Origin of the sequence: Dokdonia sp. Asnod2-E02 (genome assembly GCF_045063915.1) — a bacterium.
Classification (GTDB): domain Bacteria; phylum Bacteroidota; class Bacteroidia; order Flavobacteriales; family Flavobacteriaceae; genus Dokdonia.
This window is the reverse complement of sequence record NZ_JBEFNX010000005.1, coordinates 2,883,405-2,905,167: the sequence shown is the minus strand read 5'-3', so window position 1 is coordinate 2,905,167 and position 21,763 is coordinate 2,883,405. Positions and strand designations below refer to the sequence as shown.

The window sequence follows — 21,763 nt, the reverse complement described above, 5'->3', positions numbered from 1 at the left end:
TGCTTTTTTTTATGAATGATTATATCTCTAGTAACCTGTTATCTCAAACTCACTACGCCTGTTGAGCTGGTGCTCCTCTTCTGTACATCGTCCAGCTGGACAATCTACTACTGGCTGGCTGTTACCATAACCTTGATACTGTATGCGAGTAGGGTCTATTCCTTTTTCTACAAGATAATCAAAGGTCGCTTTTGCTCTGTTTTGTGATAACGGAACATTATATGCCTCTGGCCCACGGCTATCTGTATGAGATTGTATTTTCATTTTGATACGTTTATACTTTATAAGCTTTGCAGCAAGCTCATCGAGTACTACTTGAGAATCTTCTCTTATACTGTATAAATCAAAATCAAAGTAAATAGGAGCTACATCTATAAATAGCTTACCTTCTTTTTCTACCACTTGTGGCGACTGTGTGTCTGTGAGCAACTCAAAACGACTAGGATCCTTATCTTTAAGATCTTTTGCAAGATTCTTTTGTTTCATCATCGTGAGTTCTGACTCGGTAAATATGCGATTTACTTTAATCACATAAGGAGCCTCTTGCACGCCTCTTATCTGGAAGTCTAAGCTACCTTGCTCGTGGTTATCTCCAGAACCTATAAATGTATAATCATCTACAGTAAGTGGCACGGTAAAAGTGCCCGTAGCGGCTTGTGTCTTGCTGTAAATTTCTTTTCCTTGATATCCTATAATCTTTATAGTTGCATCACTTATTAACTCATTTGTCACAGCATCTCTTATTTCAAATCGTGAGTTAAACTTCCTAGTAATAAGCTCACCTGTCTGGACAAAACTATAAATATCATCATCTTTTCCACTTCTGCTTGTTGCAAAAAGACCTTCGTTTTGAGAGTAGTATGTGAGACTAAAGTCATCATAAGGCGAGTTTACAGGTGCGCCTAGATTAATAGGTTCTGTAAACCCTTTTACGGTAAGTGGGGCTACAAAGATGTCTAATAATCCCAGTCCTAATCTTCCGTCTGTAGCAAAGTATAAATCTCCACTGTCTGACACATAAGGAAATTGCTCTCTGTGAACTGTATTAATGGTAGGTCCTAAATTTACGGGTGTACCATAAGAGCCATCAAGGTGTACCGTGACATAATAAATATCATAACCACCTAGACCGCCATCCATATCTGAAGCAAAGTAAAGACGCTTACCATCTTTAGAAAGTGTAGGGTGCATATATGAAAATTGTTCTTTTACAAAAGGTAATCGCTCTGCCTCTCTCCAAACCTCATCTATGCGCACACTTTTATATAAGTGAACACGGTTAGTCCCTTCTTCATCAAAAATTCTTTTTGAATCACTTTTTTCATAAGCGCTACGTGAGATGTACATCTCATCACCTGCTGTGTTAAAGCTTATGTTACCATCGTGTAAAGAAGAATTTACACCTTGACCTAAACGGACGGCTTCACCAGCTAGTTCATTTTTATCATTAACTCGGACTCCATAAATATCGAGAAAAGGTCTTTGTGTAGACTTAAAACGTTTTGCAAATAAAGTTTTAAAAACCTCATCATTGATACGGTCTGAGGTAAAGAACACACTATCACCTACACGTACAGGTCCAAAATCATCTGCCTCTGAGCTTATGTTACTCTTTGTAGCATCAAATTTAGGATTACTGCTAGATAAGGCTTTGACTGTTTCTAGCGCTTTAGTTTTATCAAAATCTTCTCCTTTGTTTTTATAATAAGCTTCAAGGTAGTTTAATGCCTCTGCGCCCTCACCGGTGACCGTTAGTGCGTGGTACATTTTAAAATTAAATTCATTATCAAACGCTCTATCTTGATCATTAAAACGCTCATTTACAAGTTGATTAAGATATAAGGCTGCACTTTTATAATCTTGACCTAAGTAGTATGCATCTATTACTTTACTTAAGTTTTCTTTAGAGTTATTATCCTTAAGTGCTTGCTCATAATAATGTGCAGCTCCTATATAATCACCTCTCTTAAAGAACCGATCTCCTTTTTTAGATTGTGCAATGACTGTTGTACTCAGGCACAGTATTGCTAGTAGTAGGTATATATTTTTCATCTTAATAAAATCTAGGTGAGATGTATCTTTTCTGTAAGCCTAATATGTCAAAAGTGTATAACAATACAATCTCGTGACTCCCATTATTAAAGCTGTTAAGATCACTTACATTAAAATCGTAGCTATAACCTAATTTGAGATTGTTTGTGATATTAAAGCCGGCAAGAGCTGCGATAGCATCTTGATGTCTATATGAGACACCTAGCTCAAATTTATCATCATAAAGTGCGTTTACAGAGAGGTCAAAAGTAAGTGGTGCACCACTCACCCACTTTGCTACACCAGAAGGCTTGATCTTGAGCATATCTGTCACCTCATAAACATATCCAGCCATTAAGTAAGCAGTAGGATCCTTTTTATAAAGTACAGAGCTTCCTCCATCTTCAAATCTATTTTCTATTTTATAAGGAATCACACTAGGAGAACTTAAGCCTACGTAATAATTTTCTTTAAAGAGAAATACCCCAGCACCTATATTAAGAGATGTTGTCTGGCCATTTTGAAAGGCTTGGTCACTTGTAATATTTTGCCCCGTAAAATCAAGACTCTGGTTATCTACCCCTAGTTTTAACCCAAATGACAGATTAGTACTTTCTGCTACATTAATTCTGTAAGCAAAGTTTACATTAAAATTATTTGTAGTAAGTACATCTCCTATCTGGTCATTTACATAATTAACACCTATCTCTACACGCTCGTTGAGTGGGATGTTTGCAAAAACGTTTGCTGTGGTAGGAGCTCCTTCAAGACCTACCCATTGCGATCTGTATAGACTCCCTATGCGTATGAGTCCTGGCTCATTAATCATATATGCAGGGTTTACTATACCCTGATTGTACATATACTGCGTGTACTGTGGTTCTTGTTGTGCGAGCGTAGATAAACTACAAAATGCCGCTAGTATGAATAATCTAAATTTCATAATATGCTTTTTATTTTATCTACTTAAGTAAAAGTTACCGTCTATAGGTTCTGTCTCCGAGTCATTTGGATAAAGAATATAGAAATACACACCCGTAGGTAATTGATCTCCTAGTCCTGAGCCAGTGTTTGCACTTCCGTCAAAGGCTGGAGTATTTTTATTCCCTCTATACACAATGGTTCCATATCTATTAAAGATTTGAATATCAAAATTTGGATATAAATCTGGGTACGTTCCTAAGTCTAGAAAATCGTTTTGACCATCACCATTGTCAGACACGCCGTCAGATATCTCTTGCTGGCAGCTACCATCTGTAAGTGGTAAGATATCGGCTAGGTAAGAAACTCTTTCAGACTCACAACCATTTTCATCTATGGCAGCCACATAATACGTGACATTATTTTCTAGCAATGTGGATAATGGTAAGGGGGAGCCCGCTTCCGCGAAAGCGTACCAATTATAAACCGCCGCTCCAGTAACTAAAATATCTCCCAAAGTCTGATCATCATTAATACAAAACGTCTCTGGATTTGCTATCGAAGGTGCATCTATCGCCGTTATAGTAAAAGTGATAGTCGCATCATCATCACCACAGTTGTCATTTTCTACTAGGTACATATATGAAAACGTCCCAGGTTCAAAATCGCCTATAGAAAGTAGCCCATCCTCTATAGTAAGCGATGTATCTAGATTAATAAACTGTCCCGTTACATCTGCCCCATCGCTCAAAAAGTCAAAAAGCGAGAGTATATAATCACCAGGACAAATAAAGGTGTCTAGATCTTCTCCTGCATTTGCGATTCCGTTTACAGTGACATTTACCCAAGCAAAGGCCTCTGGACACACATCTGTAGCAGCAATGGTATAAATATAATCTCCATCTAGAGCGGTCATAGGGTCTATTATCGCTTCGCTTGAAGAAGAAACATAACCACCAGGACCCGTCCAAGTTCCTGTTGTATCTGGAGTACCAGAAAGTGATAAAAATAAATCAAGTGGCGCATCATCTTGACACAGTACAATACTTGAGGTAATACCCGGATCTTCTTGCTCAAAGACTGTAAAGTCTAATGTAGCTTGGGCATCACAACCATTTTCTGTAGTGGTCGCATATACAAAACTAAAATCCTGCTCACCATCTATCTCCGGAAAGAAAAAGAAGTTATCTACCACTTCACCTGTTACCGCATCTGTAAACTCACCTAGAGGTCCAGAATAAATAACCTCAACACCGTTTGTTTCTAGCAAAGAGATAAGACTCACAAATCCAGCCTCGTCACAAATAGTAAGACCAGCAGTATCTTCTCCAGGATAATTATTTTCAAAAAATGAAACTGTAACTGTTGCACTTAATGCTTCGCAAACACCGTTTGCTGGTGCCGTATATACATAGTTACCTTCGGCATTTATTGTAGGGTCAAAAATTGCTTCATTATCTGTAGTTATATATCCATCAGGACCTGTCCAAGTTCCCGTTGTAGCAGGAGTACCTTCTAAAAAGTCAAATAAGTTTACAACATCATCTACAGCACAGGTCTCATAAATTGCATCTACACCTGCACTTACACTTTCAAATATGGTAAACTCTAGTGTCGTAATATCTATACAACCGTCATCTGAAGTTGTCGTATAAGTAAAATTAAAAGTCGCTTGCCCATCTATCTCTGCATATAAAAATGGATTTGCAACTTCCTCGCCACTTACCGTATCTGTCCACACTCCTTGTGTTCCTTCATAAATAGTATCTGTACCATTTGTATCTAATAAATTGATAAGATTAATAGGAGACTCTGCATCTACATCACATATCTCTACGCCTGCGGTATCTTCTCCTGCATACAGAAACTCAAGTAGCGTTATACTTAATGTTGCCATATCTTCATCACAACTTTCATTGCTAGGCACGGTGTATACATAATCTCCTGCGGCATTAGTCGCTGGATCATAATTTGCTACATTATCTGTAGTAGTGTATCCATCTGGACCCATCCAAGTACCATTAGTATCTGGACTTCCTTCTAGTAGCGTAAAAAGATCTACCTCTTCACTGTTTCCGCAAATGTCTACCAGAGTATCATCTCCGGCTTCATATTGCTCATAAATAGTAAAGCTCAATGTAGCACTATCTGCACAGTCACTAGCGCTAGTTGTTGTGTTGTATACAAAATCAAAGGTTTGTGAACCTCCAGTAATTTCTGGAATGACAAAGTTATTATCTACCACAGTAGATGTTGCTGTGTCTGTCCATACACCATCTGGCCCTACATATACTGTTTGTACACCATCTGTCTCTAGTAAATCTGTAAGTGTAAGTGTTTCTTCATTCTCACAAAATTCAAGATCTGCAGTATCTTCTCCTGCATAGTTTGGGTTTGTAATGATTATGGTAATTTGAGTAGTTTGAGTATCACAGGGATGATCCTCATTAATTTCTGAAGAACAGCCGTCAGGTATTTCAAAAATTTGTTCTTCTATTGCCTCTGCATTATACTCCTCATCTACAGTAAACTCAAAAACATATATTCCAGCAGCTGTAAGAGGATCGAGGCTTGATAAATCTATAGTACCTTGACTTGTATACTCTGGATCTTCTGTCGTTGTAGCAATATCACCTGTGTTAGAAACTAATCCTAAATCTGAAGGTCCAGAAACCAATGTCCAGTTAGTGTAATCATTATTAGGATAATCATACAGCACTCCATTTTCTGTAGTAAAATCTACATAATCATATAGATTTAAACTTCCCAGCGTTTCATCTGTAGTACAAAATGTTGCTTCATTTTCGTTTTGACTAAAAGGCCTTACAGATTCATAAAATGTAAAACCTATGGTACTTGTCGCATCATTACAAACGGTAGACCTACTTTCTACAAAATATTGGTACTCGTAAGTTCGTGATCCAAACCTGGGGTTACTCATTACTAAATCTGCATAAACTTGAGCAAGATTAATTACAGAATCTGCTGGACCCGTGATTTGACCAGTAGGATCTGTCGCATCTAGCCATATTCCTTCTATATTTTCGTTTACTAAAAACTCATCTTCTAGTAAATCAATATCTCCATCATAATTACCAGCTATAAGTTCTGTATCACAGATATTAAATTGATTTGCAAATCCAGCAAAAGGTTCTCTTACCACAGATACTGTGACGGTTGTAGACTGCTCTGCATCACAAGGTGTTATACCTGGCACTGTATAAACTAGTTCAAATGTCTCTTCATCTACAAGCGGCGGACCCTCTTGATATGGAATATTTACATTAAGAAAACGATTACCAGATATAGATGCAAAATTAGGGCTCGACCCAGTATATGTCCAGACGCCATTACTATGCGGACTAGGATTAGAAAGCATAGTTTGAAACAAGTCAATCTCTGTAAATTGCATACACTCTGCTGGTGGTGCAGGCTGGCATACTTGTAGATTTATTGCCCCATCCATCGTGTTTGCAACAGTACCAGAATAAGGACCTAGTACTATATTAAATAAGTATTGCACATCTTCTGGACAGCCAGATGTACCGCTCAAAAATTCAAATTGATAGTCTGTATCTAGTTCTGAAGAGTTATCAAGATCCCATAAATAGAGATCACCAGTAACCACATCAAGTGCAAAATTAAAGTTTGGGTCAAACCACATACCATCTGCAGGAGTGATCGTTGTACCACTCAGCGCAGAGAACTCGTCATATAGATTTATGATTCCATCTGGAGTACCGTTGCTATCACCGTCTACAACAGTCATATCACAAACAGTAAAAGTCTCTGTGTCACCACATTGTGCAAATGTTGTTGTAGCTACGGTTACAAAAAAGATAAGAAACAGGTATAATTTCCCCATAATTAGACTGGTTTAGTGTCGCAAATATAGGTGAGACCTCTATAAAAAACTCGTTATAGTGCGTATTTATACAGTTGTACTACACTATTGTATGATTAATACTACAAAAAAGCCATACATTATCTTCTATAAATTAGATTTTGTGGTGATGCGTGTAATACCGCTTTCGCGAAAGCGCAAAAAAAAATCCCCTTAACTTTACGTTAAAGGGATTTTCATATATATAGTGTCTCAGTAAATTATTGATTTTTATTAAGCAAATATTTCACTTCTTCAAAAATCTATACTTCGACTACGCTTAGTAAATATTACTTAACTTCTTCGAAGTCTACGTCTTCTACATCACTAGCAGTATCTCCGCCAGCATCTGGTCCAGCTTGTGCATCTGGTCCTGGTTGCCCAGCAGCATCTGCTTGTGCTTTGTACATCTCTTCAGATGCAACTTTCCAAGCTTCGTTGATTTTATCTAGTGCTGGAGTAATCGCGTCTACAGACTTAGTCTCGTAAGCTGCTTTAAGCTCTGCAAGTGCATCTTCGATAGGCTTCTTCTTATCGTCAGATAATTTATCACCAAACTCAGTAAGTTGTTTTTCCGTTTGGAAAATCATACCATCTGCCTCGTTTATCTTATCTGCAGTTTCTTTTGCTTTTTTATCAGACTCTGCATTTGCTTCTGCCTCTGCTTTCATCTTTGCAATTTCTTCTTCAGATAGTCCAGAAGATGCCTCGATACGGATATCTTGAGATTTTCCAGTTGCTTTATCTACTGCACTTACTTTAATAATACCATTTGCATCAATATCAAAAGCTACCTCAATTTGTGGTACACCTCTTTGTGCTGGTGGGATATCAGTTAACTGGAAACGACCTATCGTTTTGTTATCTGCCGCCATAGGGCGCTCACCTTGTAGTACGTGTATATCTACACTAGGCTGATTATCTGCCGCTGTAGAGAATACTTGTGACTTCTTAGTAGGTATTGTAGTGTTTGCTTCTATAAGTTTTGTAAATACATTACCCATAGTCTCAATACCTAATGATAGTGGTGTTACGTCTAGTAGTAATACATCTTTTACATCTCCAGTAAGTACTCCTCCTTGTATTGCTGCTCCTACGGCAACAACCTCATCTGGGTTTACTCCTTTTGACGGTGCTTTACCAAAGAACTTCTCTACCGCTGCCTGTACTGCAGGGATACGAGTAGATCCTCCTACAAGAATAATCTCATCGATATCTCCTGTACTTAGCCCAGCAGATTTAAGTGCTGTCTGGCAAGGCTCTATTGTTCTTTTTACTAGGTCGTCTATTAACGCTTCAAATTTTGCACGGCTCAATGTACGTACTAAGTGCTTAGGCCCAGAAGCCGTTGCAGTTACATAAGGAAGGTTAATTTCTGTCTGTGTAGAAGAAGAAAGCTCAATCTTAGCCTTTTCTGCAGCTTCTTTAAGACGTTGTAAAGCCATTGGGTCTTTACGTAGGTCCATATCCTCATCTGCAATAAATTCTTCTGCTAGCCAGTTTATGATTTTTTGATCTACGTCATCACCACCTAAGTGTGTATCACCATCTGTAGATAATACTTCAAAAACGCCATCTCCTAGTTCTAGTATAGATACATCGTGTGTTCCTCCTCCAAAGTCAAAAACAACGATTTTTTGATCTGTATCTTTTTTATCAAGACCATAAGCAAGTGCTGCTGCTGTAGGCTCATTTATGATACGCTCTACTTTAAGACCTGCGATCTCTCCAGCTTCTTTTGTAGCCTGACGTTGAGAATCGTTAAAGTATGCTGGAACTGTAATTACAGCTCTTGTTACATCTTGTCCTAAGTAATCTTCTGCCGTTTTCTTCATTTTTTGAAGAGTCATTGCAGATAATTCTTGAGGTGTATATAAACGGCCATCTATGTCTACACGTGGTGTATCATTGTCACCTTTTACTACTTTATATGCTGCACGCTCTGCCTCTTTGCTAGATTCAGAAAACTTGTTACCCATAAAACGCTTTACAGAAGCGATAGTCTTTGTAGGGTTTGTTACAGCTTGTCTTTTTGCAGGGTCTCCTACTTTAATCTCACCACCTTCTACAAAGGCAATGACAGATGGAGTAGTTCTCTTACCTTCTGCATTAGGGATTACCGTAGGCTCGTTACCTTCCATTACAGCAACGCACGAGTTGGTAGTACCCAAGTCAATTCCTATTATTTTACTCATTATATATGTATTTAAGTGTTATTTAATTTTTTCAACACTCACAAATAGACAAGGAGTATGCCATCGGTCAAAGTATGACAAGGTGTCATTATTAAAAAATAAAGGTTTTAATTACGCTTTCGCGAAAGCGTAAAACCACATAGCACCACTCACTACTCTAATCAACCAACTATTAACCATCACAAAGCAAACATCTTACAAGCAACTACAAAAAGGGATTTCATATAATTTGAAATAATTTTAACGTAACTTTTGTTTAATAGTATTGTTGCAAGGTTAAACATAATGTATCTTTACATCAAACAACGAATATTATGGCAACTGTAAAGAAAACGACTAAAAAGACTACTGCCAAGAAGAAGACAGTAAATGCACAAGTGCTCATTACAGCATATATGGAGTATGTGCTAGAGCACGGAGAAGAACCAAAAACGATTTACAAGTTCTGTAAAGAGCACAATATAGAAGAAGCAGAGTTTTATAAATTCTTTGGCTCTTTTCAAAATCTTAAAGCAGGTATATGGAATGCTTTCCACACAAATACCGTAGGTGTGCTTCACAAAAACAGTGATTTTGAATTGTACACCAATAAAGATAAAATGCTCTCATACTTTTTTACAATGTTTGAGATGCTTACTGCAAACAGAAGTTATGTGCTTGTAGCACTAGACCAGCATAAAAATATGCTCAAGAATATGAGCCAGCTCAAGGAGTTGAGAGGTCACCTTACCTCTTTTGCAGCAGACCTTATAGAGGCTGGTAATGATGAGAAGAATTATAAGATTACAAAAAATCCTGTACGCCTTTTTAAAGAAGGAGCTTGGGTGCAGTTTTTATTCTTACTTAAATACTGGATGGAAGATAACTCTCCTGCCTTCGAAAAAACAGATGTGGCTATTGAAAAGTCTGTAAATGCAATTTTTGACATTTTTGAAACCACACCGCTAGAAAGCATTATAGACTTTGGAAAATTTTTATTCAAAGAAAATTTTACAATGGCAAAGTAGTACTATAAGTGCGCACGAGGTTTTACCTCAACTCAATAAAATAACAGCCCCTATGGGCATCATTATATGAAAACAATAGACCACATACCTACTAATAAACTCCAGAGAGCCTCAAAGCTTGTAAAGACTGGCGTAAAGGTGGGGGCAAATTATGCAAAATATTACGGTAAGAAGGTCGTTAACCCATCGCTCACAAAAGAGCAACTTAATGAAGATAATGCCGAAGATATTTATGATGGCTTAAAAAGTCTAAAAGGTAGCGCACTTAAGGTGGCGCAAATGCTTAGTATGGAGAAAAACATTATGCCTAAGGCATATGTAGAAAAGTTTTCTCTATCACAGTTTAGCGTTCCTCCCCTATCTCCACCCTTAGTGCGTAAAACCTTTAAAAAATATTTGGGTAAATACCCAGAAGATCTCTATGATACGTTTGCGGCTCAGAGTGTTAACGCGGCCAGTATAGGCCAAGTGCACCAAGCGACATTAAATGGGAAAAAACTTGCTGTGAAAATCCAATATCCAGGAGTCGCAGACAGTATCAGTAGTGATCTTGCCCTTGTAAAACCTATTGCAAAGAAGATGTTTAATCTTCAAGGTGAGGGTAAAGAAAAATTTTTTAAAGAGGTAGAAGATAAACTGCTAGAAGAGACAGATTACAATCTAGAGCTAGCACAAAGTATCGCAATGACAGAAGACTGTGCTACCATACCTAATCTTGTATTCCCAACTTACTATCCAGACCTATCTAGTGAGCGTATACTTACTATGGACTGGATGGATGGGGAACACTTAAGTGAGTTTGTGGCACATAATACAGATCAAGAAGCGGCAAATAAGCTGGGACAAGCGCTATGGGATTTTTATATGTACCAGATGCATATTTTAAAACGCATACACGCAGATCCTCACCCAGGTAACTTTATGGTAGATAAGGACCATAATCTTATTGCCATAGACTTTGGTTGTATTAAACACGTACCGCAAGACTTTTACATACCTTACTTTGACCTTGCAGAACCGTCAAATATAAATGACCCTAATATTTTTAAGCAAAAATTATACGAGTTAGAAATATTACGAGATGATGATGATGCAGAGACAGTAAAGTTCTTCTCGGCACTATTTCACGAGATGCTCAGCCTCTTCACACAGCCTATGCATCAAGAAGAATTTGATTTTAGAGATAGTACATTTTTTGATCAGATTGCCGTGCTAAGCGAGAAGTATAGTAAGGATACAGAAATACGTAAGATGAATGGTAACAGAGGTAGTAAACACTTCTTATATATAAACAGAACATTTTTTGGACTTTATAACTTGATGCACGATCTCAAAGCACAAATAAAGGTCAATAATTTTAAGAACTATGTACCCACAGACTCTGTGGCATAAAGGTTAATAATTGTGTTATTTTTTGTGACATGTTATTGGTTAGGTTGTTTTTTGAAAAGAGCGCTTTTAGTCGGGCGCTCTTTTTGTGTTTATACGTCATTCATACTATGCGTGCATACTAAAATTATTATAGACACTTTATCTAGCCCTTAAGATAAAGTATATTTACACGCTGGGAGTTTTTACGCTTTCGCGAAAGCGTAATTACCCTCAAACAATTTTCAAACACAGCTTATGTATAATTCCAAAATTACCGGACTAGGTAAATACGTCCCAGAAAATGTGGTGACAAATGATGATCTATCAAAACTGATGGATACTAATGATGAGTGGATACAAGAACGCACCGGAATAAAAGAGCGTAGACATATCAAAAAAGGAGATGGTAACTCTACCGCAAAGATGGGTGTAAAAGCTGCAACCATTGCTATAGAGCGTGCTGGACTTACTAATAAGGATATAGATATGATAGTCTTTGCGACACTCAGCCCAGACTATTACTTCCCTGGCTGTGGTGTGCAAGTACAGCACTTAATGGGTATGGAAACCGTCCCTGCGCTAGATGTAAGAAACCAGTGTTCTGGATTTATCTACGCACTTGCAACGGCAGACCAGTTTATAAAATCTGGTATGTATAAAAATGTACTGGTAATAGGATCTGAAAATCATAGTGGAGGTCTAGATTTTACCACTAGAGGACGTAGTGTTTCTGTAATATTTGGTGATGGTGCAGGTGCTGCAGTACTTTCTAGAGAAGAAGATACGACTAAAGGTGTATTATCATCTCACCTACACAGTGAGGGAGAGCACGCACTAGAACTATCTCTTAAAGGACCAAGCACAGAGCAATGGGTACCAGAACTTATAGAGACTAACCCACAAGAGGATATCCCTTACTACCCGTATATGAATGGGCAGTTTGTATTTAAAAATGCCGTGGTACGCTTTTCTGAAGTGATTATGGAAGGTTTACAGAAAAACAAACTTGATGTAACAGATATCGATATGCTTATACCGCATCAAGCTAACTTACGTATCTCGCAGTTTGTGCAGAAAAAGTTTAAGCTTAGTGATGATAAGGTGTATAATAACATCCAGAAGTACGGAAACACAACGGCTGCTTCTATCCCGATTGCCCTAACAGAAGCTTGGGAGAATGAAAAGATAAAAGAAGGAGATACTGTAGTGCTAGCTGCCTTTGGTAGTGGGTTTACTTGGGCCAGCTCTATTATAAAGTGGTAGTATAACCTCGTATTGAGATTTTAATAAAAAAAGTCCGCAGTAGTATGATACTACTGCGGACTTTCTTTTTGTGCTAGGTCTATAATTATTTCCAGCCTTTCTCTTTCACTAGGTTTGCAATGTGCATATAGTGATGCATACTGTGCCAGGCATATTGCCCTACATTTTGTTTCAAGTTATAGGTTTTATCACCTGCAGGGTGAATAAATGTTTTAGACAGTTGCTCATCTGTGAGCGTTCTTAATAATCGTACCAGTTTATAATGTACCACCTCAAGATGACGTAGTGACCACTCTACTGGCATACCTTCTAGATCTGGGAGTGCCGTCCACGCATTTTCATCGTAGGGTTTTATAACTGGGTTTTCTTCTGTGAGCGCCCATTTAAAACGCGTATAGCTGTTGTGATGACTATCTGCTAGATGATGTACTACTTGTCTCACGTTCCATCCTTCTGGTCTGTATGGCGTGTTTAACTGCTCATCACTCATCTCGCTTGTCATATCTCGTAACTGAGCTGGCATTACTTCTAGAATGTTAATCCACTCTGTAAGCTTCTCGTTTGAGATATCTGTGGGCATCGAATATTTTCCTATTGGGTATCTTAACTTTTCCATAGTCTCAAAAATAGAAAAGTCTCTGCGCCTTTACACATAATTGTTATCACACCTTATTAACAACCACGAGACTATGTGCTTACAGAACCTATAAAACAAAAAAAGGTCTGGCATAACACCAGACCTTTTAAAACTATATAATTGTACTCCTTACTTTACAGCAACAAGCTCTACATCAAATACGAGTGTAGCGTTAGGTGGTATTACACCACCAGCTCCTGCACTACCGTAAGCAAGATCTGAAGGGATTACTAAACGTGCTTTATCTCCTACATTTAATAAAGCGATACCTTCATCCCATCCTGGGATTACTTGACCTACTCCTAGTTGAAAATCTATAGGTTGGTTTCTTTTAAAAGAACTATCAAAAACAGTTCCGTCAGGAAGTGCTCCTTTATAGTGTACAGAAACTGTTTTACCTTTTTCTGCTTTTACACCATCTCCTTTTTGAATAATCTGGTAGCGTAGTCCGCTATCAGTAGTATCAAATCCTGTTGCTAGTGCTTCTATCTCTGCTGCTTGTGCTGCTCTCTCTTCTTCTATACGCTTAGCTCTAGATCCTTCAAAGGTTCTAAATGCTTCTACCGCGTTCCAAGCCTCTGCCTCTGCTCCTACACGTATGATTTCGATTTTTTCCATCTCATCACCTTGTGCTACGCTATTTACTACGTCTTGCCCTTCTACTACGTTTCCAAAAACAGTGTGCTTACCGTCTAACCAGTCTGTAGGGATGTGTGTTATAAAGAACTGAGTTCCATTTGTTCCTGGTCCAGCATTTGCCATAGATAATTTACCTGGAGCATCGTGCTTAAGATCTGGATGAATCTCATCGTCAAATTTGTATCCTCCATCACCAGTTCCAGTTCCCAGTGGGCAACCTCCTTGGATCATAAAATCAGGAATGACACGGTGAAATTTTAATCCGTCATAGTAAGGTGTTCCTTGAGGTTTTTGAGAGTTCTCTAGGTTTCCTTCTGCTAGGGCAACAAAGTTTCCTACTGTTCCAGGAGTTTTCTCGTGCTCAAGCTTAAGTGTTATTTCGCCCTTTGGCGTATGAATTTTTGCGTAAATACCGTCTTGCATTATCCTTGTTTTTAATGAGGTGCAAAGATACTATTTACCTTTGGGAAGGCAAATGAGCAGGTTTAAAAATATACTAAGTTTAATATAATCTTAGCACTTACCTTAAAGACTAGTACTCTTACAGTTACCTAGCAACCTCTATTACTTCAAGATTCTCGATGCGACCCTCGTGTACGGTAAACCTGAGCATTGTGCGCACTTTATGAAAACCGTGCTTCCCTATTGCACCCGGATTCATATGTAATAGTCCCAGTTTTTTATCTGGCATCACCTTTAAGATATGACTATGCCCGCATATAAACAGTTTAGGCGGTCGTGCATAAATTTCTTCCCTTATAGCAGGCGAGTATCTACCAGGGTAGCCTCCTATATGAGTAATTAATACTTCTACGCCTTCACATATAAAACGATTGTTAAGTGGGAATTCTTGTCGTGCTTCTGTGGTATCTATATTACCATAAACGGCGCGTAGCGGCTTTAATTTCTTAAGCGTGTCTGTTACTTTTAGATCACCTATATCACCTGCGTGCCAGACCTCGTCTGCCCATTTTACGTGGCCTAGAATGTGGTCATCTATATAACTATGTGTATCGCTAAGGAGGAGGATTTTTTTCATTTGAGTGCGCTTTCGCGAAAGCGTATATTTGCTACAAAAATACAACACGGTGCGCTATTTTATTAAGCTTTCTTATTTTGGAAAAAACTACCACGGCTGGCAGCGGCAACCTAATGCTGTTACCGTGCAAGAAACCATAGAAAAAGCACTGAGTACCATTTTAAGAAAACCTGTACTCATAATGGGTGCAGGACGTACAGATGCCGGGGTGCACGCTACGCAGATGTATGCCCACTTTGACTGGGATGATGATTTAAGTCTTGATAATAAATTAAAAAATCTCACCTATAAACTCAATAGGTTTTTGCCTCCAGACATTGCCATAGATCGCATTTTTAATGTGCGTGATGAGGCTCATACACGTTTTGACGCGACATCGAGATCTTATCTATATCGCATTGCAAAACGTAAAAATCCCTTTAGTACAGAACAAGCACACGCTATAGCATATGATATAGATCTAAGCCTTATGAATGAAGCAGCGGCAACGTTACTAGATTATTCAGATTTTGAATGTTTTTCTAAATCAAAGACAGAGGTCAACACGTATCTTTGTGATATTACTAGAGCGCAGTGGCTAGAAACCGAAGATGAGTACCACTTCCATATTACGGCAAATCGATTTTTGCGCAATATGGTACGTGCCATTGTAGGCACATTACTAGAGATAGGGCAAGGCAAAAAACCTGTCTCGTGGATACACGAAGTAGTAAAAGGAAAGAGTAGATCACAAGCAGGGTCTTCTGTACCTGGGCACGGCTTATATTTAACAGAGATTATATATCCAGAAACAATTTATATAAACAATGGGAGAGACTAAAGGAAAAGCTTTTGACACACAGTTGTTCAAACGATTACTTGCCTTTACGAAACCTTATCGTAGCAGGCTTTACATAGCCGCAGCGGGAGCGATTATCTTATCTGTTTGTGCAGCGCTACGCCCTTACTTTTTAAAGAACGCCATAGATCTAGGGATCTCACAACGCTCTGCCACAGACTTATTTTTTTACTTACGCCTTATGGCGGTTGTACTGGTAGGTGAGGTCGTTTTCCAGCTTATGTTTATCTACTTCTCAAACTGGATAGGCCAGCAGGTTATAAAAGATATACGTGTTAAACTCTTTGACCATATGCTTGGGTTCAAAATGCAATATTTTGACAAGTCTGCAGTGGGTCGTCTAGTGACTAGAGCTGTAGGTGATATAGAGACAATCTCTAGTATTTTCTCTCAAGGGCTGTTTATGATTATAGCAGACTTACTTAAAATGAGTGTCGTTTTAGGTTTTATGTTTTATGAGAGCTGGAGACTCACACTTATTGTACTTGCGGTATTCCCCATTATATTATATGCCACCCGCGTTTTTCAGCGGGCGATGAAGCTTGCCTTTGAAGAAGTGCGCACACAGGTTTCTAACCTCAACACCTTTGTACAAGAGCGTGTAACAGGTATGAAAATTGTACAAATTTTTAATAGAGAAGCCATAGAGCATAAAAAATTTAATGCTATAAATAACAAGCACAGAGATGCCTGGAATAAGACTGTGTGGTATAACTCTATTTTCTTTCCTATTGCAGAGATTTGCACAGCCGTAACTATAGGTCTTATTGTGTGGTATGGCGGTCTTAAAGCAGCACAAAGTGATATTGTAACGATAGGTTTAATTACTGCCTTTATAAGTTACATACAGATGCTTTTTACACCACTACGCCAGATAGCAGATAAGTTTAACACCTTACAAATGGGTATGGTGGCCGCAAATAGAGTATTTACCATACTAGATACAGAGTCTTCTATTACAAATACAGGTACTCTAGAATTAAACGATGTAAAAGGTGTTATAGATTTTAAGGATGTACACTTCTCGTATGTACCCGGTGAAGAAGTACTTAAAGGAATATCGCTAGAAGCTGCTGCTGGAGAAACCATTGCTATTGTAGGCTCTACTGGTGCAGGTAAATCTACCATTATCAATCTACTAAGTAGATTTTATGAGATAGATAGCGGGCAGATATTACTAGACGGCACAGATATAAAAGACATAAAGCTTACAGATTTACGTAAGGAAATTGCTGTGGTATTGCAAGATGTATTCTTATTTGCAGATACTATACTCAATAACATCACGCTACAAGACCCATCTATCACAGAAGAGGAAGTTATAGAAAGTGCTAAGGCTATAGGCGTACATAAATTTATATCTAGTCTACCAGATGGATACCACTATAACGTAAAAGAGCGTGGCTCTATGCTCTCTAGCGGCCAGCGACAGCTTATTGCTTTCTTAAGAGCTTATGTAAGTAATCCATCTATACTTGTGCTAGATGAGGCTACCTCATCTGTAGATTCACACAGTGAGCAGCTTATACAGAAAGCTATTAAGAAAATAACAAAAGGACGTACCTCTATCGTTATTGCACACCGTCTAGCGACCATCAAAAAGGCTGACCAAATTATCGTGATGGAGAAAGGAAAAATTATCGAGCAAGGCACACATAAAGAGCTACTTAAAAAGGAAAATGGTCATTACCGCAATCTCTATGAAGTACAGTTTATGCAGGCTGAGGCTAGTTAGACCGTCCTGAATAATGTTATTGTGAAGGATAACATATTACTTTGCAGTTACATCCCTGTCAAATGTCACAAGCGACACTTGCTCAGACTTACCTTTAAGAAGTTCATCTCCTACTTTTATCACTCTTGTGTTTCTAGGTAGTTTTTTAAGCAAATCTGCAAAGGCTTTAGACGCTAGCACATCTACACCTTTATCATTACACATTCCTTGTATACGCGCCGTTGTATTGAGTACGTCTCCAGAAAATGCAATGTCACGTTTTATTTTACCCAGCTCACCTACCATTACTTGACCATAGTGAAAACCTACCTTAAAATCTGGTAAGGCATTATAACGTTTATAATAGCGCACAGATTTTTTATAGATAATATTTTTCATACGGTAATAGCAACGTAGCGCATTTGCGTTTTTAACACCGTTTTTCATCTTCCAGGTGATAACTACCTCATCACCCACATACTGATACACTTCTCCCTTAGTTTGCATTACAGCAGGAGCGATATCATTAAAAAAATCTTTAAGAAAGTTAAAATACTCTTGCTCGCCTAGCTTTTCTGCAATGCGTGTTGCATCTCTTATATCTGCAAACATAAAGATGCGGGTTTCATTTTTTGGCAAGAAGTAACGCCCCATCAAGTAGTCTGGAAAAACGCCCGGCCCATACTTATCATTTATCATTAAAATTATGAGTGTGAGCAGTACGATAAACAACCATATTACAAAGTTCTTTATAAATATGTGCTCTGTATAAAACTGTAATACCCTATCTAAAAGCTCTTGACTACCTATGGCTAGACCTAGCGAGTCACTATAAAAATAATAAGCCCCTATGGTACCCACTACCATAGCAATCACAACATAGAGAAGGGTTATAAAAATAAGCGCCTTCCAGAAGGCATACTTACGTAGCCAGAGCTCCATTATATTTACCGTAAAAATACCGCCAAAAAGCCCAGCAACGATAGACACAAGTAAGTTAGCCTTAAACGACACCTCCATATCAAAATTAGACGTAAGCGCATTTGCAGAAACTAGTGTTGCATAATCATACAAGAAAATAATATTTGATATGAGCGTCCACGCAAGCAAGATCCATAGTGCTCTACGCACATAAAATATGATCTCATTTCTGGTCAACTCATTTCTAAAAATCTTCATACTGTAATATCTGGTATCAATATAGGTATACTCCTATCAGAAAGATGTACTTATTAAGAGAGATTTATGAGGTTTTAATAACGCTTTCGCGAAAGCGTACTTCTACTGCGGTCTATTTTTAATCATATCTGGAGTAATCTCCAGTATATCTTCAAGTCGCTTTACACTGTCTTGCTTTATAGAATCTTTGATTTTCTTTTGGCGTTCTTGTTCTTGTGCCATTTTCATAAATTTACCTATGAAATTGCTGTCGTCTATTTCTTTTTCACCGTTTTGATTCACCTCAATTGCGGACATAAAACCTAAAGCAACTATGGGTAAGCATAACACACAGGAAAAAACGGTAAATATTAAAAAGAAAAAAAGCGTCTTTACAAGCACACTAGCCATAGTGAGTTTAAACAATCTTTTAAGCACATAAATAGTATAAATAAGCATTAATAAAAATACTATTACACTTAGAATATTAAGTGCAGTAGGACTCCATATAAATGCAATTTGCATTACAACACTTATCATAGAAAAGTGACTATAGACATATAAATAGATTACAAAATGCTCTACGAGATTATATTTTTTATAATTCCAAAAGACTATTTTGGACATCACCGCAAAAAATGGAATTATCAAAAACATATATAGTGATTGATTTTCCATAAAAAGGGTGGCAATACTTTCTTGAAGCTCTAGCTGCGCTTGCGGCACAGACTCATCATAAACAAGCTTTTGTGCAGTCATATAATTATCCCAAAACCAACCTTTGAGTAAGTAATAATAAAAACTAGTAAATGTAATCGCTATTGCAAAGTAACTAAAGGCAGGAAGGTACTTCTTGCGCATCCCGTTTATGTAGCCACCTATTACATCCTCTGGTTGTCGAAACAGCGCTACAAATGTTTTTACAAAAGAATTTTCAAGATTAAAAAACCTGTCAAAGAAATCTTCTAACAAATTACGCCAGGTGAGTCTATTATAAATACGTTTACCACCGCAGTGTGAGCAAAAACGCTGGTCTAGGGCTATATACTCTGCACAGTTTATGCAGGTATCCTCTACTTTTAAAAGATTGTTTTGCTTCTTTAAAGCTTTTTTTTCTGCCCTGGAGAGTTTACTCATTTGATTGATTGATTTAGAATCACAATAATACTAAAATTACAAGTATGTTAAAGTCACTCTATACTATCTTGAGTTTTCTGTACTGGTATTAGCAAAGATTGTGGGGTAAGAGTTTTAAGCCTTAGGCTATCTTGCTTTATGCTATCTCTCTTTGCTCTTCTTGCATCGTGAGATTTCTTTACAGATTCTATAAGCGGGTCAAAAGAACCTGCTGTATACATTGCTGTACCTATAATGGCACTTAACAAAATGCTGAAAGGCACTATAATTAACAGAAAAATACCTGTTTTAAGAACCAGACTTTTGATACTTAAATTAAACACGCGATACAAGACATATGCTGTGTAAAAAAACGGTAATGTAGATACAAACAGGCTTACTATAATTTGCCCAGCAGCAGACCAGCCCGCAAGTATAAAAAGTACATTAGTTATAATTTGTGTTTGTGAGTATGCATAGAGATATATTACAATGTGCTCTATAAAATTTACCTCCTTATAATTCCAGAAAACAATTTTTGAAATCACTGCAAAAAATGGAATGTATAGAAAGCTTATAAAGGAGTTATAATCAAATATAAAATTTACAAGCTCCATCACGCCATCACCTCCATTAGATTGTGCACCGGCTTCTAGACCTGTAAAGAATCCATTAAACAGTCCATTTTCTGTATCTAAAAACCAATTTCTAAATAAGAAAATGTAAATACTCCCTATAGTAAGTGCCACTGCAAAGTAGCTAAAGGCAGACATATAGCGCTTTCGCAATCCACCTATATAACCATTTATGACATCTTCTGGCTTTGTAAAAAGGGCAATAAACGTTTTGAGAAAAACATTTTCTATATTGAGAAAACGCTCTGTAAAATCTTCTAGTAAGTTGCGTGTATTAAGCCTGTTGTGCATACGCTTTGCGCCACAATGAGAACAAAATCGCTGGTCTAAGTCTAATGGAGTACCACAGTTTTTACAACCCTCTGAGATTACAAGTAGCTCTCGCTTTTGTTTCTTAGGCGTTTGTGCTTTTGCCTTTTTAGGGAGCTTTTTAGACTTTTTATCTGCCATTGTTTACGTAAGTTCTGTCTCTAGTAGTATGCGTAAATCGTCTATCGTTTTATAGAGTACAAACTCTCCGTCCTTTATATAGCTTATTGCACCAGACTCCTCACTCACTACCAGTGCGAGCGCATCTGTCTTTTCTGTAATACCTACGGCAGCTCTGTGTCTAAGTCCAAAACGTAGTGGGATGTCACGCTCTTGTGTTACGGGTAATATGACTCTTGTAGCTGTAATTTTATTTTCTTCTATAATCATCGCCCCGTCGTGTAGGGTTGAATTTTTATAAAAAACACTTTCTATAATAGGTCTGTTTACTTCTATCTCCATCCTGTCTCCCGTATCTTTTACAAACTCTAGACTGGTATCTCTTCTTATGATAATAAGTGCTCCCGTTTTTGAAGCAGCCATATTCTCGCAAGCAGTGAGAACTGCATTAAGATCTAAAGCCAGTGTACCTTCCTTTTTAGAAAAATTAAAGTTTTTAAAAAGTCCTCCCTTAGTGAGGTTTGTACTACCTATAAGGAGCAAAAATTTACGTATCTCCTGCTGGAAAACAACTATAAGTGCAAACATCCCCACACCTATAAACTGCCCCAATATGGTACTAAGCATCTCCATCTTAAGCAAGACGGTAAGTTGCCAGATCAAGTAGATGACTACGATACCTATAAAAATGTTAATCGCAACCGTACCTTTTACCAGTCTATAGAGGTAAAACATTAAGATGGCTACGAGTAAAATATCGATACCGTCTAGGATGCGTAAATTTTCTAAGATTTCCAAAAATGTGAGATTTACGTAAAAATAGCAGAAATAGCCTAAGCACAAAATACTAAGCCATAAAAAGCGAGGATAATAATTACTCAATTATA

At 37.8% G+C, this 21,763-nt stretch carries 16 protein-coding genes; 5 read left to right on the top strand and 11 right to left on the bottom strand.

Annotation, left to right across the window (positions count from 1 at the left end):
• Window positions 1-27 precede the first annotated feature (27 nt).
• The 4 genes from ACJJVM_RS13210 to dnaK form a co-directional block, all read right to left on the bottom strand.
• The gene (locus tag ACJJVM_RS13210; RefSeq protein WP_405211936.1) at window positions 28-2,052 is read right to left on the bottom strand and encodes an OmpA family protein; all 2,025 of its coding nucleotides are present in this window, start codon (window positions 2,050-2,052) and stop codon (window positions 28-30) included.
• Window position 2,053: 1 nt separating this feature from the next.
• Window positions 2,054-2,974 (bottom strand): type IX secretion system membrane protein PorP/SprF, encoded by a 921-nt coding sequence (locus ACJJVM_RS13205; RefSeq protein ID WP_405211935.1) that lies wholly within the window; start codon window positions 2,972-2,974, stop codon window positions 2,054-2,056.
• A 15-nt stretch (window positions 2,975-2,989) separates the two neighbouring features.
• Entirely contained in the window at window positions 2,990-6,817 is a 3,828-nt protein-coding gene (locus ACJJVM_RS13200; protein ID WP_405211934.1) for a gliding motility-associated C-terminal domain-containing protein, read from the bottom strand.
• Between the two features lie 308 nt (window positions 6,818-7,125).
• Window positions 7,126-9,030 carry a molecular chaperone DnaK gene (dnaK, locus tag ACJJVM_RS13195; RefSeq protein ID WP_298348266.1) on the bottom strand — a complete coding sequence of 635 codons (1,905 nt, stop codon included), beginning with the start codon at window positions 9,028-9,030 and terminating at the stop codon, window positions 7,126-7,128.
• Between the two features lie 314 nt (window positions 9,031-9,344).
• Here dnaK and ACJJVM_RS13190 point away from each other — a divergent pair, with 314 nt between their 5' ends.
• The 3 genes from ACJJVM_RS13190 to ACJJVM_RS13180 all read left to right on the top strand — a co-directional run bounded on the left by ACJJVM_RS13190 (window position 9,345) and on the right by ACJJVM_RS13180 (window position 12,671).
• Window positions 9,345-10,037: a TetR family transcriptional regulator C-terminal domain-containing protein gene (locus ACJJVM_RS13190; RefSeq protein ID WP_298348264.1), complete on the top strand. Its 693-nt coding sequence runs from the start codon at window positions 9,345-9,347 to the stop codon at window positions 10,035-10,037.
• Between the two features lie 66 nt (window positions 10,038-10,103).
• Window positions 10,104-11,429: an AarF/ABC1/UbiB kinase family protein gene (locus ACJJVM_RS13185; RefSeq protein WP_298348262.1), complete on the top strand. Its 1,326-nt coding sequence runs from the start codon at window positions 10,104-10,106 to the stop codon at window positions 11,427-11,429.
• A gap of 234 nt (window positions 11,430-11,663) precedes the next feature.
• Window positions 11,664-12,671 (top strand): 3-oxoacyl-ACP synthase III family protein, encoded by a 1,008-nt coding sequence (locus ACJJVM_RS13180; protein WP_405211933.1) that lies wholly within the window; start codon window positions 11,664-11,666, stop codon window positions 12,669-12,671.
• A gap of 85 nt (window positions 12,672-12,756) precedes the next feature.
• On the opposite strand, the gene ACJJVM_RS13175 is transcribed toward ACJJVM_RS13180, so the two are convergent.
• From ACJJVM_RS13175 to ACJJVM_RS13165, 3 genes are all read right to left on the bottom strand, one after another.
• Complete coding sequence (locus tag ACJJVM_RS13175) at window positions 12,757-13,287, bottom strand: YfiT family bacillithiol transferase (RefSeq protein WP_035324490.1); 531 nt, start codon at window positions 13,285-13,287, stop codon at window positions 12,757-12,759.
• Between the two features lie 150 nt (window positions 13,288-13,437).
• Window positions 13,438-14,370 (bottom strand): peptidylprolyl isomerase, encoded by a 933-nt coding sequence (locus tag ACJJVM_RS13170; protein ID WP_021778660.1) that lies wholly within the window; start codon window positions 14,368-14,370, stop codon window positions 13,438-13,440.
• 124 nt (window positions 14,371-14,494) lie between these two features.
• Window positions 14,495-14,986 carry a metallophosphoesterase family protein gene (locus tag ACJJVM_RS13165; protein WP_405211932.1) on the bottom strand — a complete coding sequence of 164 codons (492 nt, stop codon included), beginning with the start codon at window positions 14,984-14,986 and terminating at the stop codon, window positions 14,495-14,497.
• A gap of 49 nt (window positions 14,987-15,035) precedes the next feature.
• Here ACJJVM_RS13165 and truA point away from each other — a divergent pair, with 49 nt between their 5' ends.
• Together truA and ACJJVM_RS13155 are read left to right on the top strand one after the other, a co-directional pair.
• Window positions 15,036-15,806 (top strand): tRNA pseudouridine(38-40) synthase TruA, encoded by a 771-nt coding sequence (truA, locus tag ACJJVM_RS13160; protein ID WP_405211931.1) that lies wholly within the window; start codon window positions 15,036-15,038, stop codon window positions 15,804-15,806.
• Window positions 15,793-17,559 carry an ABC transporter ATP-binding protein gene (locus tag ACJJVM_RS13155; protein WP_405201689.1) on the top strand — a complete coding sequence of 589 codons (1,767 nt, stop codon included), beginning with the start codon at window positions 15,793-15,795 and terminating at the stop codon, window positions 17,557-17,559. Before truA ends, ACJJVM_RS13155 begins: the two co-directional genes overlap by 14 nt.
• A gap of 36 nt (window positions 17,560-17,595) precedes the next feature.
• On the opposite strand, the gene ACJJVM_RS13150 is transcribed toward ACJJVM_RS13155, so the two are convergent.
• The 4 genes from ACJJVM_RS13150 to ACJJVM_RS13135 form a co-directional block, all read right to left on the bottom strand.
• Window positions 17,596-18,717 carry an adenylate/guanylate cyclase domain-containing protein gene (locus ACJJVM_RS13150; protein ID WP_405211930.1) on the bottom strand — a complete coding sequence of 374 codons (1,122 nt, stop codon included), beginning with the start codon at window positions 18,715-18,717 and terminating at the stop codon, window positions 17,596-17,598.
• Window positions 18,718-18,819: 102 nt separating this feature from the next.
• Complete coding sequence (locus tag ACJJVM_RS13145; protein ID WP_405211929.1) at window positions 18,820-19,833, bottom strand: DUF3667 domain-containing protein; 1,014 nt, start codon at window positions 19,831-19,833, stop codon at window positions 18,820-18,822.
• Between the two features lie 53 nt (window positions 19,834-19,886).
• On the bottom strand, window positions 19,887-20,897 hold the full coding sequence (locus ACJJVM_RS13140) for a DUF3667 domain-containing protein (protein ID WP_405211928.1): 1,011 nt from the start codon (window positions 20,895-20,897) through the stop codon (window positions 19,887-19,889).
• Window positions 20,898-20,900: 3 nt separating this feature from the next.
• On the bottom strand, window positions 20,901-21,674 hold the full coding sequence (locus tag ACJJVM_RS13135; protein WP_021778653.1) for a diadenylate cyclase: 774 nt from the start codon (window positions 21,672-21,674) through the stop codon (window positions 20,901-20,903).
• Between the last annotated feature and the right edge of the window lie 89 nt (window positions 21,675-21,763).